10 protein-coding genes and 1 pseudogene are annotated in these 17,537 nt (G+C 36.9%); 1 reads left to right on the top strand and 10 read right to left on the bottom strand.

Annotated elements, in window-relative coordinates:
* The first annotated feature begins 75 nt into the window (after positions 1-75).
* On the top strand, positions 76-1,227 hold the full coding sequence (locus tag V192_RS0115345) for a pyridoxal phosphate-dependent aminotransferase (RefSeq protein WP_025873219.1): 1,152 nt from the start codon (positions 76-78) through the stop codon (positions 1,225-1,227).
* Positions 1,228-1,404: 177 nt separating this feature from the next.
* Here V192_RS0115345 and V192_RS0115340 read toward each other — a convergent pair whose 3' ends face one another.
* The 10 genes and pseudogenes from V192_RS0115340 to V192_RS0115295 form a co-directional block, all read right to left on the bottom strand.
* On the bottom strand, positions 1,405-1,971 hold the full coding sequence (locus V192_RS0115340) for a DUF5067 domain-containing protein (protein WP_025873218.1): 567 nt from the start codon (positions 1,969-1,971) through the stop codon (positions 1,405-1,407).
* Positions 1,972-1,982: 11 nt separating this feature from the next.
* The gene (locus V192_RS0115335) at positions 1,983-8,486 is read right to left on the bottom strand and encodes a SpaA isopeptide-forming pilin-related protein (RefSeq protein ID WP_025873217.1); all 6,504 of its coding nucleotides are present in this window, start codon (positions 8,484-8,486) and stop codon (positions 1,983-1,985) included.
* Positions 8,487-8,535: 49 nt separating this feature from the next.
* The gene (locus V192_RS0115330; RefSeq protein ID WP_025873216.1) at positions 8,536-9,189 is read right to left on the bottom strand and encodes a hypothetical protein; all 654 of its coding nucleotides are present in this window, start codon (positions 9,187-9,189) and stop codon (positions 8,536-8,538) included.
* Between the two features lie 42 nt (positions 9,190-9,231).
* Positions 9,232-10,095, bottom strand: a complete 864-nt coding sequence (locus tag V192_RS0115325; protein WP_025873215.1) for a BsaA family SipW-dependent biofilm matrix protein — start codon at positions 10,093-10,095, stop codon at positions 9,232-9,234.
* A gap of 54 nt (positions 10,096-10,149) precedes the next feature.
* Positions 10,150-10,863 (bottom strand): hypothetical protein, encoded by a 714-nt coding sequence (locus V192_RS0115320; protein WP_025873214.1) that lies wholly within the window; start codon positions 10,861-10,863, stop codon positions 10,150-10,152.
* Between the two features lie 26 nt (positions 10,864-10,889).
* A complete protein-coding gene (locus V192_RS0115315; protein WP_025873213.1) occupies positions 10,890-11,978 on the bottom strand; it encodes a BsaA family SipW-dependent biofilm matrix protein in 1,089 nt (362 codons plus the stop codon).
* Positions 11,979-12,030: 52 nt separating this feature from the next.
* Positions 12,031-12,786, bottom strand: a complete 756-nt coding sequence (locus tag V192_RS22650) for a signal peptidase I (protein ID WP_025873212.1) — start codon at positions 12,784-12,786, stop codon at positions 12,031-12,033.
* A gap of 707 nt (positions 12,787-13,493) precedes the next feature.
* Positions 13,494-14,357 (bottom strand): methylenetetrahydrofolate reductase [NAD(P)H], encoded by an 864-nt coding sequence (gene metF / locus V192_RS0115305; RefSeq protein WP_025873211.1) that lies wholly within the window; start codon positions 14,355-14,357, stop codon positions 13,494-13,496.
* Positions 14,358-16,621, bottom strand: a pseudogene (gene metE, locus V192_RS20410) (5-methyltetrahydropteroyltriglutamate--homocysteine S-methyltransferase).
* A 146-nt stretch (positions 16,622-16,767) separates the two neighbouring features.
* Positions 16,768-17,517, bottom strand: coding sequence for an epoxyqueuosine reductase QueH (locus V192_RS0115295; RefSeq protein WP_025873210.1), 750 nt, complete (start codon positions 17,515-17,517; stop codon positions 16,768-16,770).
* Between the last annotated feature and the right edge of the window lie 20 nt (positions 17,518-17,537).

The following is a 17,537-nucleotide window of genomic DNA, read 5'->3' as shown; positions in this document are numbered from 1 at the left end:
TATAAACAAACTTGCTTTGTCCTCTTAAAAAATAGTATAGAATGAATAAAGCAACAAGTAATTGGAGGTAAAAACATGGATCGTTCAAACATTGCAAAAAAACATCAACAACCCGCTGAGAATATCTTAATGGACATTGCTACCTTAGCGAAACAAGTACCAGATTTACTGGATTTATCGATTGGTGATCCAGATTTGATTACTAACGAAAGAATCATTGATGCCGCTTTTACGGATGTCAAAAATGGGCATACTAAATACACTGCTTCTGGTGGCAGTCAGGAATTTATCGATACAGTCGTTGCCTTTTATCAAAAACAATATGGATTATCCTTTGAACCTAACCAAGTTCGGGCAACTGTTGGTGCCTTACATGGCATGTATTTAACGTTACAAGTTCTATTAGATCCAGAAGATGAAGTTATCATTCACGAACCGTACTTCTCACCTTATAAAGACCAAGTGATTTTTGCTGGTGGCAAACCAGTATTTATCCCAACTTATGAAGAAGATGGTTTTCAAATCAATATCGATGTATTGAAAGCAGCTATTACAGATAAAACAAAAGCGCTTATTATCAATTCACCTAACAACCCGACCGGTGCTGTTTTTTCTCCTGAAACGTTTAAAGCAATTGCTGATTTGGCGATCAAACATAATTTTTATATTCTTTCTGATGAAGTATACGAAGCCTTCTGCTTCTATGATGACTTTGTACCAATGGCAACTTTTGCTCCTGACAACACAATCACATTCAGCAGCTTCTCAAAAGCCTTTGCGATGACTGGTTGGCGAATTGGCTATATGATTGCGCCTGATTATATCAACGATGCGGCCAAATTGATCAATGAGAGTATTACCTACTCAGCGCCTAGCCCTTCTCAACAAGCAGGTATCTACGCTTTAACCCATGCTGAATCCCTAGTACCTACTGTGGTTACTGTCTTTAAAGAACGACTGGAATATCTTGAACAACGAATTTCTACTATTCCGTTTCTTTCACTTCACCCCGTCAAAGGCAGTATGTATGCCTTCATTAATATTTCTAAAACAGGTCTTACCTCTGTCCCTTTTGTTGAGAAAGTCTTGAAAGAAACTAATGTATTGATGATTCCTGGAAAAGCTTTCGGTGAGACGACAGGTGATGAATATGTACGTCTAGCAGCGACACAAGATATTCAAATTTTGAAAGAAGCTTTTGATCGAATAGAAAAGATGACTTTTTAAGCTAAATAAGAATGTTTTTTGATGTTCAAAGATTCTTTTTAGTGAGAAAACGCAATAAATGAACGACTTATAGCTAAACGTCTGTCATTGATATGAGCAGGAGTTAGTTATAAGTCGTTCATTTTTATTCTATCGCTTATTTCTATGAGTTTTTCCTTCTCTAATGAATAAGCCCAACTAATCTAACTTGATTAAATAATTTTTTGATACTATTGTTGATCCTTCGGCATCTAAAAAATCTAATCTCAGGTCTTTATCTGAAACTGTTTTATAGACAGTGGCCATCGGAACTGCTTGCCCTTGTTCTTGCTCCTTTGTAGATTCATCCGAAAGCTTTTTAATCTGTTCACTAATTTCAGGATGCTCTATAAATAACGTCTCCATATTGTCTTTATTTGATGCCTGATTCGCTAACAAATACTTTTCAAATACCTCTTGACCTGTTTTAAAGACATTCGTTTTATTCGTAAAGGTATAAAGGACGACAAGATAAGTTATATTATCATCTCCTTGAACAACATTTGATCCTGTCAACTTTGCTTCAAAGTCTGGTGTAACAAAATTTTCATTGTTTACAGTAAATGAATTATCGGCTGAAGCATAATTATTTTCTGATACTTCTTTCTTTTCAGTTTTTTCCTGATTGTCTTTTTTTCCCTTTGATTCACTCTCAGTATTTGAACTACATCCAGCCAGCAGTATAGAACATGCAAGAATTGCAAATCCTGTTAGTTTCTTTTTCATTTAAGTTCCTCCTATTTCACTTGAGTCAAACGACCTAGCTCATTTGTTTTATAGTCCCAACTATACGGTCGAGGTTCTTTCTCTTTTTCCTCGCTAGAGGTGGTTCCCATTTTTGGCTCGATAAAAACAGTTACCCAATATTCACTCGATTTACTATAATCTACTGTAATAGGATTATTTTTTTCTATTTCAGAAGAATTATCAAAAGAGTGTTTTTCTCCAAGATTAATATCATCTATTGTTGCAATAGCTCCTTGATACGTATAATATTCTGGTATCAAATCAATAATCTGAAGTTTATCCACTCCAACAGGAATGTTTACTGTTGTAAAAAGTTCTTTTGTAATCTCTGTTGGTTTATTCTTTATAGTTGAACCAGTTACCAATTGATACGTGTTTATTGTATTGCCAGAATTTTTAAATTGATCCAACTTGAAATAGCCTGAGCTAGGAATGACTAAAGCTTCATTCTGATTTAGTACAACTTGTCGTAAGTGAAGCCTGATAGGTCTATTCTCGACTTGATATATTGTTGTTTTTCCTTGAACCACAGTTAATGGTATCCAACCTTTTTTTATGATCTGATAGCCAGCTGGGGGAGCTGTTTCTCGGATATAATACGTGCCAGTTGCAATAGTTGGAATCGATATTTTACCTTCTGAATCAGTTTTTTGGTTTCTGTATAGGATGTTTATTCCTTTCTCATCACTCGCTATATCAAAAACAGCTCCTTTTAATTTTCGTTCTTTGTTTTCTTCATCTACTTTGATGATCTGTAGTCCGCCTTTTTGACGCACATTTTCAAACTCTACAATTTGAGGATTGTCACTCATTTTTAGGTTGATCGTCTTACTTGATGGCGATGCCAATTCATAATTTGTCGGGGCAGCAGTTTCGATTATCTTGTATTCTCCTGCTGTGAGAAAGGCACTCGTTACCCAACCGTTACTATTCGTTTGTAATTTTTTTTGTACTTCTTTACCTGTACTATCAAAAATACTATACTCTGCTCCAGCTAAGGCTGCTTTGCTTTCTTTATCGATTTTATGAATGGAGATCTTTCCCTGGCGATTATTGGTGAATGTTAGGGTCGCTGTTTGATTTTTGACTATATCAATGGATCGATTATTTCCTTCTACAGGTGTTCCAACATGACCTGCTGGGGCAGCGGTTTCCATAACGGTATATTTTCCAGTTGGTAAGTTTGCCACTGTATATAGACCATTAGCGTTGGTTTTACCACTTCCTACTTGTATTCCTGATGCATTTTTTACGATATATTGGGCGTTAGCCAACCTTTTTTTTGTATCATCTTGTTTGATGATCTGTAAACTACCTTTTTGGCGTTGGTTTTCAAACACGACTTCTGGCGTGGTTTCTCCCATTTTTACCGTTACTTCAACGCTTGACGGCGTCGCTAATTCATAGTTTGTTGGGGCGGCACTTTCTTGGACTCGGTATTTCCCTGCTGGCAAGTAGCCTGTTGTCACCGTTCCATCCGCTCCTGTTTTGATACTCGCTATGACTGGTTTGCCTTGACTATCGCTGACGCGATACTCCGCTCCTGACAAGACTGCTTTACTTTCTTTATCCAGTTTCTTGATTTTTATACGCCCCTGGCGATTATTCGTGAACGTTARCGTCGCYGTTTGGTTTCTTACTACTTCTATCGTTCGATTATTTCCTTCCACGGGGGTTGCCACGTGCCCCGTTGGGGCCGCTGTTTCCATAACGGTATATTTTCCAGTCGGCAAGTTTGCCACTGTATAGAGACCATTGGCATTAGTTTGACCACTTCCTACTTGAGTGCCTGATGCGTTCTTTACGATGTATTTAGCCCCAGCTAGTCTTTTTTTCGTGTCATCTTGTTTGATGATCTGTAAACTGCCTTTTTGACGTTGGTTTTCAAACACGACYTCTGGSGTMGTTTCTCCCATTTTTACYGTTACTTCAACGCTTGATGGCGTCGCTAATTCATAGTTTGTCGGCGCAGCACTTTCTTGGACTCGGTACTTCCCTGCTGGCAAGTAGCCTGTTATCACCGTTCCATCCGCTCCTGTTTTGATGCTCGCTATGACTGGTTTGCCTTGGCTGTCGCTGACGCGATACTCCGCTCCTGACAAGACTGCTTTACTTTCTTTATCTAGTTTCTTGATCTTTATGCGTCCTTGGCGATTATTCGTGAACGTTAGCGTCGCTGTTTGATCTTTAACTATATCAATGGATCTATTATTTCCTTCCACGGGAGTCGCCACATGCCCCGTTGGGGCCGTTGTTTCACTTACCGTGTATTTCCCCGTTGGTAAATTCCATACTGTATAGACGCCAACGGCGTTGGTTTCTCCTCTTCCTACTTGGGTTCCAGAAGCATTTTTTACGATGTATTCGGCCCCAGCTAGTCTCTTTTTCGTATCATCTTGCTTGATTATTTGGAGTCTACCTTTTTGGCGTTGGTTTTCAAACACGACTTCTGGCGTGGTTTCTCCCATTTTTACCGTTACTTCAACGCTTGACGGCGTCGCTAATTCATAGTTTGTCGGGGCGGCACTTTCTTGGACTCGGTATTTCCCTGCTGGCAAGTAGCCTGTTGTCACCGTTCCATCCGCTCCTGTTTTGATACTCGCTATGACTGGTTTGCCTTGACTATCGCTGACGCGATACTCCGCTCCTGACAAGACTGCTTTACTTTCTTTATCCAGTTTCTTGATCTTTATGCGCCCCTGGCGATTATTCGTGAACGTTAGCGTCGCTGTTTGGTTTCTCACTACTTCTATCGTTCGATTATTTCCTTCCACTGGTGTCGCTACATGCCCCGTTGGGGCTGCTGTTTCCAGAACGGTGTATTTTCCGGTCGGTAAATTCGCTACTGTATAGAGACCAGTGGCGTTAGTTTTACCACTTCCTACTTGAGTACCTGAAGCGTTTTTTACGATGTATTTAGCTCCGGCTAGCCTTTTTTTCGTGTCATCTTGTTTGATGATCTGTAAACTGCCTTTTTGACGTTGGTTTTCAAACACGACTTCTGGCGTGGTTTCTCCCATTTTTACCGTTACTTCAACGCTTGATGGCGTCGCTAATTCATAGTTTGTCGGAGCGGCACTTTCTTGGACTCGGTACTTCCCTGCTGGTAAGTAGCCTGTTGTCACCGTTCCATCCGCTCCTGTTTTGATACTCGCTATGACTGGTTTTCCTTGACTATCGCTGATGCGATACTCCGCTCCTGACAAGACTGCTTTACTTTCTTTATCCAGTTTCTTGATCTTTATGCGCCCCTGGCGATTATTCGTGAACGTTAGCGTCGCTGTTTGGTTTCTTACTACTTCTATCGTTCGATTATTTCCTTCCACTGGTGTCGCCACATGCCCCGTTGGGGCTGCTGTTTCACTTACTGTGTATTTCCCCGTTGGTAAATTCGCTACTGTATAGAGACCAGTGGCGTTAGTTTGACCACTTCCTACTTGAGTACCTGAAGCGTTCTTTACGATGTATTTAGCTCCGGCTAGCCTTTTTTTCGTGTCGTCTTGTTTGATGATCTGTAAACTACCTTTTTGGCGTTGGTTTTCAAACACGACTTCTGGCGTAGTTTCTCCCATTTTTACTGTTACTTCAACGCTTGATGGCGTCGCTAATTCATAGTTTGTCGGGGCAGCACTTTCTTGGACTCGGTACTTCCCTGCTGGCAAGTAGCCTGTTGTCACCGTTCCATCCGCTCCTGTTTTGATACTCGCTATGACTGGTTTGCCTTGACTATCGCTGACGCGATACTCCGCTCCTGACAAGACTGCTTTACTTTCTTTATCTAGCTTCTTGATCTTTATGCGTCCTTGGCGATTATTCGTGAACGTTAGCGTCGCCGTTTGGTTTCTTACTACTTCTATCGTTCGATTATTCCCTTCCACCGGAGTCGCCACATGCCCCGTTGGGGCTGCTGTTTCACTTACTGTGTATTTCCCCGTTGGTAAATTCGCTACTGTATAAAGACCAGTGGCGTTAGTTTGACCGCTTCCTACTTGAGTGCCCGAAGCGTTTTTTACGATGTATTTAGCCCCAGCTAGTCTTTTTTTCGTGTCATCTTGTTTGATGATCTGAAGGCTCCCTGTTGCTTGTTTCACGCTTAACGTAGCCGTTGCTTTTAAAGAATCATAGAGCTTTCCTTTTTCTACTAGATTCACTTTATTTAAATCATATTTTCCACTACCTATTGCTGTATTCACCAAAGAAGGTTTCCCCACTGTGGACGCATCAGCCACAGCAGTAAAGCTAACTACCAATTTCCCCTTTTTTTGGCTGATAATAGGCGACTTGGAAGTTGAGTCAGGTAATCCTTTTGTATTTAATACTGTTCTTGAAGTATTCCATACCAAAGTGTCTGCAACTTTATTACTTGTACCACCATTCAATGAGTATGTTGTTGTTCCTGCTTTTGCTACAATCCCAGCTGGCAATTTATCGTCAATAATCATTGAACTGTATAATGTATCATCTCTAGTTACATTTTCCATCGCAATGGTATATACAAACTCTTCTCCATTTACAACTGAAGCTTTATTTACTGTTTTAGTTATTTTAAGTTCTGGTTTTAGTACGACTATATCAGCAGTACTCATAGGTACAGTTCCTTTCAAATTAGACCCATTCACTGATCCTTCATTTCTTCTTACCGTCCCATCATTTGCTTGACCAACGATCGCTTGGATTTTTATAATATATGTTTTGTTTCTTTCGTGATTTTTTCCTGGTGCATAATTATAATTAGTAAGATTATTTCCTACCCATGCTGAATTTGGTTTAGCTTCATTATTTATAGACCACGACTTTAAAGTAACTCCTGCTGGTAACTTATCTGTAAATGCTGCATCTTTCAAACTAGACATATTCACATTTGTACTTTCATTTTTCAATACAATTTCATACTCTACTACATCATCATATTTTGCTTTCGCACTCTTTTGATACACGGTCTCTCCAGTAGTTATATTTCTCACTTTCTTTTGAATCGTTGGCTTTGGAGAGTCAAGTGGAACTTTTGTCGTCACTGTATTCGATACTTCATTACGCTGACTATTATCAAAAGTTTGAGTAATAATGGTCGCCTTATTTGTTATTTGTGCAAAACCATCTATTACTGGGTAAGAATTCAAATCTATTTTTGAATTTAACTTTACAGGAACAGTTACTTCAAGAACTCTATCATAAAAATTTGCTTGCTTTGTATTGATAGCCTTCACTGTCAAATTATTATTCACATCAATACTCGAAGTGAACTGAGAAGTCAAATTTTCATTCCGCACACTGTCTCTTACAACAACAGAACCGTTTGTTTCAATACCATTGGGTAATTTATCGGTAATTTGAAATGAGTTATACCACCACTCTTTACGTTCATTAGGGATTCTAGTTTCAAAAGTATAAGTGAAACTTTCTTCTTTTGAATTTAGCGTATTTGTTGTTGTTTTTGTTTCATTACTATCGCTGACCTGTTTTTTTATCACAGGTGTTTTAAACGGACGAGCATTGGTCGTCATTAGTATAAAAGTGTATCCTTGCCCTCCATTACCTGTCGGCCATTTCGTTACAACATTTCTATGTTTATCCTCATATTTGATTGAGACAGAGGTTCCTTGAAAAATACCCGTGGCGAATGCTTGAGGAGTATTTTCTTTCTGTGCATCCTTTCCCCCACCAACAAAACGTAATTCGTTCCCTGTCATTCCGTACCCTAATTGGTTTTGATGATGAACGTATGCTTTATGCCAATTTGAAGTATCAAAATTCGGAAATACTAATTCTTCTGCATAATCAATATCCCCAAAAGTAAGTGCCCCTTTTACATTGATTGGAGTTGAAGTTCCGCTTTTATAGAAACTAAATGTTTCGCTAATATCATAAATACCAAAAATATCCTGTGTCATTTCTTTTTCAAAAAACCTAAGTACCCCAAACGGCTGTGAGCCTGTCCCTAAATTCAAAGTATAAGAGTCCAATGTTACTTTTATATCTATCCGTTCACCATTATACATTCCTATATTTCTGTACCATAAACCCAATGCACCTTGTTTATTCTTAGGAACTTGCATGACCTTTTGATTGGGCGCCTCTGTAGCAACGACTCCTCCCCAACCTTCAACTTTGGTATCAGGTGTAAACTTTATACTTAAATTATAATCAGATGGTATCCATGTATTGTAATCTCCTAAACCACCACTTGTAACTCTATTTCCAGAAGGTCTTAATGTGCCTCCAACAGCATAGCTTTGCCCATACACGCTGTTTCGTTTTCTTAATTCAGAGAAAAACATTTTTTCTTCTTCTGTAAATTGCTCTGTTTCATCATCTGTTTCTTCAATAGATTCAGAAGGTTCTTCTTCATCCCCAGAGTCTTCTATCTGCTCATTTATTGTTATATCTTGCTCTTCAGCTTTTATATTACTTATATTTTTTAGAAATAGTACTATTCCTAAACTTCCTAATAAGAAACCAACCACAGCTATTACTTTCACCCATTTATTTTTCATTTTGTATCCTTTCTAAAAAAAAATGAATCTATCTCACAGAATTATCGCTTTAAATTTGCAGTTTCAATTGATCATCTATTTTTTTTCTAGGATTTTGTGTAGGACTAGTACCTTGCCACCACGCATCGCGATAAGCATAAGCTGTTGAATTTACTCCTTCTAGTTTAATTTCAATCTTTACTTCTGCATTTAAATACTGCTGATCTAAATTCTTTGAAATAATCGTCACTTGCTTGAACAAACTGGGACTTGTTTCATTTTTTTTCAATTTCCTTATATAATAAAAGTAACCATCGTCACCATCTATCCAATTAGCTGTATCAAAGGGAATCGCTATCTGAGCATCTTCTCCTTTAAATTTAGCAGGAAGTACTAAGTCCTCTCCTCCAGAACTCGTTGCTAAAATTGTTGGTAGGACCAATACTCTAATAAACATATCTTGATTTTGGTCATTTTTGATTGCAACATTTTTGGTGATCGGAGTGTCTATTTTTAATTCCTTTGATGGGGTAAATGTTTCTTTGATTGTCCCTCTTAGATCGCTCCATCGAAAATTGTTCACTTCTTCATCGATCGATTTATTCGCTGCATAAACATCACGCAAAAACATTCCAATTGTCACTAACAGAACTAATGACAAAACGATCAACATCCACTTTTTAGAGTAACTGATTTTTTTCCCTTTATTTTTTTTCGTCCTCATTATTTCCTCCATCTCTCACTCAAAGTTGGCATCATTTATTATTTAGTTTAGCTTATCTTTAAATAATCCATAAACTAAACTATTCGTTCCAATACCCCATTCTTTAATAACCGTTTTTACAGGGTCATGCGCTTCTAAATAGGGATTCAACTGATATAATGCCCCTTTATAAGTATTTGATGCACTTGAGGAAAGTGATACATTATCTACCAATGGTTCACTTATATTTCCAGGTGGTAAAACTTCAGAGTAGTAAAAATAACCATCTTCATATAGCCAATAATTCTTGACTTCTGGTTTGGGAAGTGACGTATTCAGATATGCTGAAAAATTGATTTCAATGAAGTGAAATGGTAACGCCTTTCTTGCGGGATCATTTAACTTATATCGATCTTTGCCATTCTTTTGATCTGCTATATAAGCTTTATTAGCTACATAATGAAGTGAGCCATCCTTATATGTGCCACCTCTTTCTGAGGCTGGTTGCCAAGTAGATAAATCTTTCCAATTAACAACTGGTTTTTGTTCACTTGAAACGGTTATTAAATTTCCATTACCTATTTTATCTCTGACGTCTATTTTGAAAGTTAGCAAATATTCATACAGAGAAACTCTCACAAGAGCAGGTGATTGTCCTGTGTTTTGAACACGAATTTGTTTTGTAGTATCTTTCCCAGGCTGCCAAGCTAAATTCGGTTTAAAAACTTCAGTTAATTCAGCTTGAAAACGTCCGCTTTCAAATTTATTTGTAACTGAATCAGCTGATGTAAACCACGCATAGGTACTTCCAAGAATCAACAGGCTAGAAAATAATAACGCAAAGAGCGCTAAATATAAGCGGAAACCTCTTTTAGCAACTCTTGCCTTCTTTTTATATTTTACAGATCTACGTTTCTTCTTTTTCAAGAGGTGTTCCCTCCTAACTTCCTAATTCAACCACTATTTGATCAGTCATTTTATTTATGAATGTTTCTTTTGATCATCGTATTTCTTTTTCAAAATCAGAATGACTATCAACACTATAAATAAACCTAAACAAATATAAATCAATACCTCCCGCCATTCTTCTCCTGTCTGTGGAAAAAGTTGCTTTCGCTTTGTTCGTTTTTTGTCTTTTATTTGTTCAGGCTCTTGATTTTTGATTGCCCGAAATTTCCAAACATTCTCCATCATACTTTTTACCTGGAAATCATTTTTAGTGTATGTGTGATCCATTTCGAAAAAAACACGTAAACGCTTACTATCCCCTGGTTCAAATGTTCCTAAAAAATATTCAGATTCTTGTAAATTCGTTTTACTACTAATACCAGAAGCTGGGCCATCATAAATTTTTTTTCCTTCATAATTCATCACCATATGAATGGCTTTGGAAAGGTCAATCGGGCCGCTTAATATCGGCTCAAAAATTTGCATACTTAAGTCATACGGCGCTCCCTTATCTACGCTCATTAGATCAATGTCAATCGTCCACTTTTTTCCCGGTAGTACATCTTTGACTTCAACTAGATATTTTCCATCGGATTGAACTTGGATCCCTTTATTGTCACCAATGACAATACCAGAAGGCAATGGTTCTCCTTCAGCCCCATGGGCAAAATACGGAGAACCACTGATGATGGATAAACTTATAATAATCAAACTGAATAGCTGACAAAGATATTTTATCTTTTCCATTCTATATCACCATTGTTTTCTATTTATTAGTAGTCACAAAATTCCACTAATTTATTGTACAAATCTGGGTTACTTTCATCTGTTTTCCATGAGTCTTTGATTGATTGTTGTGCATTTTGAATTCCATTGGCATTTACTATCAAATCAAATTGAAGTAAGCTATAGCTATTGTCTGCTTTCTCCATTAATTTCACACTATCCAAAAGTTGAGGCGTTTGAGTGCCACGTAACACTTTTCCAACAAAATAAAAATACCCATCCGCTATATTGTAATACCATTTGTTGTTAGTAATCTCTTTTGCTAACTCTGTAAACCCTAACTGAATAAGATCATCTGCAAATGCTTTATATGTTATTTCATCCACAGCAGGTTTATTATATAGTTTACTAGGATCGGCCCAGTTTTCCTTTATTTCATTGTAAGTTGCATCAATCATAGAAAGATATGCTGGATTTACTAATGTTAATTTTTGAGTAGTTCGATCACGTTCGATACTACCTGACGTGTTGCCAATATATGCTTTTGCTTTAGTACCATCAGACGCTTCCCATTGTGCCACATAGGAATATTCTTCTGGAATAGGCTCCCCAGATGGTTTGTTTCCAGCTGCTTGTACTTCTTTTTCATATATTTTAAAATGATATTCTTTATTAGCAACTGTAATATTTTTTACTTCAGTTGATAAATTTGCAGTTACGTCTACATAGCCTAAACTTACATAGTCTGATTTAGAAGGCATAGCTTTAGGTACTACTGGGGGATTTGATAACTCATTCCCTTTATTTGGTCCAGATGCCCAAATATATTTCCCTGTTCCATCGAAATAAATCTCATTGTTATCTCTTAGCTTTTTGAATATTTCTTCAAAACTTACGCGAATCAATGCGTCATATTCCGACACATTTGCTACAGAGACTTTCTTTGCGACTCCTTCGCCTGGCGTCCAATTCTCTTCAGGTGTAAATGTCTCAACTATCTGAATATCATTTCCGGCAATTTCACCCTCAAAATGATTGGTAACTGAGTCCTCACTAGTAAACCAGGCAAAAGTCCCAGCACCCAAAGCTAGTAAAGCTAATAAACCTGCAATAATCAACAACTTTTTATTTTTCATTTTTACTTCCCCCATATAATTTTTATCTAACACTAATCAGTAAATTAAGAAGCTATTTTGAGAATATATACATCTTAATTACCAATATAAAACCAAAGACAGACAGCATAAAAATAACAGACACAGCGAAGTTTTTTCGAATGAACTTTAGAACTGCTCCAACTTTTGGAAAAACAATTATTTTTTTCCCTACTACTTGTTTTTCACTAATCGGCAAATCTTCCGTATCGTTGTTATCCCCTTTGGTAATATAATAAGTTCCTTTTACTTTATCCAAATGATCTAATTTTTTAACCACTCGATGTGTTAAAAAAGCTTCGCTTTTCATTGAAGGCCGATAGGTAATCACCTCACCTTCTTTTGCGGTATCTCCTTGGATATCTTTTACAATGATGACATCACCAGCATAAAATCCACCAGATTTCTGATCACGTTCATTAGGTGCCATTGAATTTGTTAAAACATTAAATATCCGATAACCAAAAATAGTCTTGTTCTGATCATCACTAAATGCAAAAAGAATCGACATGCAAATCAACCCTAAAGTAATGATATAAAATAGCAGATCTAAAAATTTTTTTAACCTCTTACTTTTTAGAGAAGACCGATTTTTTTGTACATTCGAGCGCTGTTTCTTTTTTTGCGTCTTCTGTCGCGGCAGCGATTGAAGACTTTTTTGATTTCTTCCATTTACACTTGATTTGTTGTGTGACTTCTTCTGTCTGCTTTTAGAACTAGAAGAAGGCTTCTTCTTTCTTGGTCTCTCATCAGATGAGCTCCTATGTCTTTTTACTCTTCGCTGTTCCATGTTATACCCTTTCCTTCAATCAGTTCAGAAACTTACTAAATAACAAATCAAGTACCTTTTAAAACAGAATGAATCTTTTTTTTTTGGAAAAAACATTAAAAAAAGCACTAAATCTACTTTTTTCATTTGAAATTTCCTAATAAAAAAACACAAAACCAATATAAATAATCCTAACTATAAAAATACAAAAACCAACCAAAAGAATTATATTCTAACCATTTTACAAACTTAAGACTATAGTAAATAATAACAGCGTAATGTGTCAACCTCACAAAACACTACCATTTTCACCTTTTTTTTATATTATTTTCATATTTAAACCTATATATAAACAGTTGAAAAAAATGATAAATATTACCTATGAAAAATAACGAGAAAAACCGATAAAAATATTATTATTCTCTTTAAAATCAATTGTTACAAATATATTTCTTTCGCAAAAAAACTTGTTTATATAATTTCTCGCCATTTTTGAAGCATTTCTTTTACAAGTAAGAGGCACTAAAAGGCATACTAAACAAAAATATCATTGACTAAAAAACAGCCTAGATTCAGACTATTTTTAAATCAATGATATTTAATGACCAGTCAGTGAGACCTAACTCTTCGAGTCAGATCCTCCTCACGTGGAATTCCTATAATCGGCGGGATCAAAAATACGCCCTTCGAAAATAAACGTCTCCGTCCACCTATTTAATACTTCCTAGCTATGCGTCAAATAAACTACGAGTTGCTTCTCTGATTTTTTGCGCTACATAAGGGTTGTTCATGGTGTATAAGTGAATACCATCCACTCCTTGTGCAACCAAATCGACTATTTGGTTGATTGCATATGCAATACCAGCATCCCTGATTGCTTCAGGGTTGTGTTCATAACGTTCCATCATTTTTAAAAACTTCATTGGTAACGTCACATTAGACATTGTTACCATCCGCTCAATTTGCTTTTTATTGACTACAGGCATGATCCCTGCCTGAATCGGTACAGTTATATCCGCAATCTCACACTTTTCTTTAAATGTATAAAAATAGTGATTGTCAAAAAATAACTGTGTGATCAACTGATTCGTTCCAGAATCGACTTTCCTTTTCAAATTTTTGATGTCATCTACTGAATTGACTGCGTCCCCATGCGTTTCAGGATAGCAAGCTCCGATAATATTGAAATTTCCTTGTTCTTGAATAAAAGCAACGAGATCATTTGCATACATAAAATCTTTTTTAGGTTGCTTATCCGGCAAGATATCCCCTCTTAAAGCTAAAATATTCTCCACCTTTTTTTGTTTTAGTTCCTCTAAAATGACAATGACTTCCTCTTTTGAAAAATTCACAGCAGGCAAATGCGCCACACTTGGTAAAAATTGTTCTTCTTGAATTTTCTGAGCAATATCTACGGTGCTTAAGTTTGCGCCTATACCGCCAGCACCTAAAGTCACACTGATAAAATCAGGCTGCTGTCCTTTCAAACGATCCAAAGTATGGTAAATGGTATCGACTGGTGCAGTTCGTCTAGGAGGAAAAATTTCATAGGAAAAGACGGTTTTTTCTTTGAACAAGGTATCTGTCCTCATTTACACCCCTCCACGTACCTTTTTAGCTGCAAGTACTAGATTTTCCAAACTAGCTTTTGTTTCTGGTACTCCGCGTGTTTTTAACCCACAGTCGGGATTGACCCACACTTTTTCAATCGGTAACTTCCTTAAAATATTATCAATCGTTGTCTCGATTTCCTCCACTGATGGCACACGCGGTGAATGAATGTCGTAAACGCCTGGTCCAACTTGCGTTTGAAAATCAATGGCCTTTAAAGCATCTAAAATGTCTAAATTTGAACGGGACGCTTCAAATGAAATGACATCTGCATCCATCTTATCGATATCTTGAATGATATCAGCAAACTCGCTATAACACATATGCGTGTGGATTTGAGTTGTCGGCTGCACTTTACTATGAACTAAGCGAAAAGCAGGTATCGCCCATGCTAGGTATTCAGAATGCCAATCTGTTTGGCGTAATGGTAATTTTTCCCGTAATGCCGCTTCATCTATTTGAATAATTTCAATTCCATTCGCTTCTAAATCCAATACTTCTTCTTGAATCGCTAACGCTAACTGCAATGTCGACTCTCTTAAGCTGAGATCTTCACGAGGAAATGACCAATTCAAAATCGTCACAGGACCTGTTAACATCCCTTTCATTGGTTTATCCGTCAAAGTCTGAGCATATTTTGAGTACGCTACGGTGATTGGTTTTGAGCGTGAAACATCCCCCCAGATAATTGGTGGTTTTACGCAACGAGTCCCATATGACTGAACCCAAGCTTTTTCAGTAAATAAATACCCATCTAAGCTCTCACCAAAGTATTCCACCATATCATTACGCTCAAATTCACCATGAACTAGAACATCTAAACCAATGTCTTCTTGAAAAGCAACGCATTCTGCAATTTTCTCCTGATTAAAAGCTGTATATTCTGCTTCTGTAATTTCACCTTTTTTAAATTTTGCACGATTTTGCTTCACTTCTTTTGTTTGTGGAAAAGAACCGATTGTAGTTGTTGGTAAAATCGGTAACTTCAATCTTTCTTCTTGAATAGTTGCCCGTTCAGCCAACGCCGGTAGTCGAATAAAATCTTTTTCTGTCAACGCTTCGATTTGTTGGGCAACGTACTCGTTTTTAGAAAAACGCTCCTGAGCAAACAATGCAGCATTGACGCTTAGCAACTCATGATTCGTCTGTTTGTCCGCAACTATTTTCTTTAATTCATTTAATTCAGTTAATTTCTCAACAGCAAAAGCAAAATGACTTGTTACTGTTTTTTCTAATGCAGATTCATTCGCCAGTGTAAAGGGCACATGGAGTAATGAGCAGGATGTATTCAATACGATATTGCCAAATGTTTGAATCTTTTCAAGAAGTGACAGCGTTTCTTGGTAATTATTTTTCCAGATGTTTTTCCCATTCACAATGCCCGCAAACAACAGTGTCTCTTTTGGAAAGCCATACTCTTCAAGCAAACTTAGCGTTTTTCTACCTTCAACAAAATCCAATCCAATTCCATCAAATGGCAATGCAATCAATTCTTGGTACGCATCTCGAACGTCTCCGAAATACGTTTGCACCAATAGATTTAAGTTGCCTTTTTTTGCCAATAATTGCTGGTATAATTCTTTAAATTGTCGAACTTCAGCTGGTGATAAATCCAAAACTAAAGCTGGCTCATCAATTTGAAGCCATTGGCAACCTGATGCAGCTAATCGATCAAAAATTTGTGCATAAGCTATAATTGCGGCTTCATAGAAATCAGCTGCCTGCTTGGAACCATGATACGTCGCCAATTTTAATAAGGTAAATGGTCCTAAAATCGTTGGTCGAGTAATGATGCCATGCTCTTTCGCTTCATCAAATGATTTAAATATGCTCTCTCCAACAAGTTTAAGTTCTGTCGTATCATCAATTTCAGGAACCATATAATGATAATTGGTATTGAACCACTTTTTCATCGCTAAGGCGGTAACATCACCTGCATCGCTTGATAGCCTCTAGCTAATGCAAAATATGTTTCTAATGGGGGTAACTGTAAAGACTGATATTTTTCAGGTACAAGGTTCAATAAAAGTGCTGTATCTAACGTTGTATCGAAGAAAGAAAAATCCCCGCTCGGTATAAAATCGATTCCCTGATCGACTAATAGCTGCCAATGCTTCTGTCTTAATTCTTTGCCCTTTGCTTCTAATTCTTCTGCTGTGATTTCCTTTCTAAAATAGCTCTCTGTTGCAAATTTTAGTTCTCTTGATTCTCCCACCCGCGGGAACCCGATAATCGATGTTTTCATACTTTTCCTCCCTCAATAAGGTATTTCAACTACTTTACCACGTGAAAGGAATATAGAGTAGAACTTATTTTCTATCAATATATATAGTTTGAAACTATATTAAAATGTCTTTTAGCAGAAAAAAAATCGGAATATAACTCTGTGAGTCATATCCCAATCTCGTCTTTTTTATCATGTTTTTGTTCTGCTAAAAATTCTTTTGCTTCTTTATTTACAGTTTTTAGGTCAACACCTTGTTTAGTTGCTGCAAACATACAACCACAATAGCATTGACGGTACACATCATATTCTTTACATAACTCAATCGAGCGTTTGTAGCCGTTATTTTTCTTAAAATCACTTGGTAGGTAATTAGTCGCATAAAATTTTTGAATATCGATTCCGATCTCATTGATCAATTGACTATTTTTCTTTGGTGACAGCGTTAGCGCACTTCCAAAATAATCATAGCCTAATTCTTGTGCTTTTTCCGCAACGATATCTAAGCGCATTTGAAAACAAGCGGAGCATCGTTTGCCACCCTCTGGTTCTTCTGCCAATTCTTTTTCCTGCACCATTTGGATAAATTTATTTGGCTCATAAGGAGCTGCTAAAAATTGGACCTGATTCTTGGTCTGCTCATTAAAATCCTCTACAAATTTTTTCTGAACAATTTCTCGACGCTGGTATTCAGCTCTGGGATGGATATTGGAGTTGGCAAAGAAAATCGTAACATCTGCATATTGTGTCAAGTACTCAAGTGAATACGTACTGCAGGGCGCACAACAACTATGAAGTAAAATTGTAGGTCGGATATCTGATTTTTCCCATGCAGCAATAACTTTTTGTAAAACACGATCATAATTTATTTTTTGATTTGGAGACATCTTCTCCGTTATTTCTGTTAAATTTATCAATAAACTGCCTCCATGTTTAG

The organism is Enterococcus crotali (assembly GCF_000633635.1).
In the GTDB taxonomy this organism is placed as follows: domain Bacteria; phylum Bacillota; class Bacilli; order Lactobacillales; family Enterococcaceae; genus Enterococcus_L; species Enterococcus_L crotali.
This window is presented reverse-complemented; position numbering and strand designations above follow the sequence as displayed.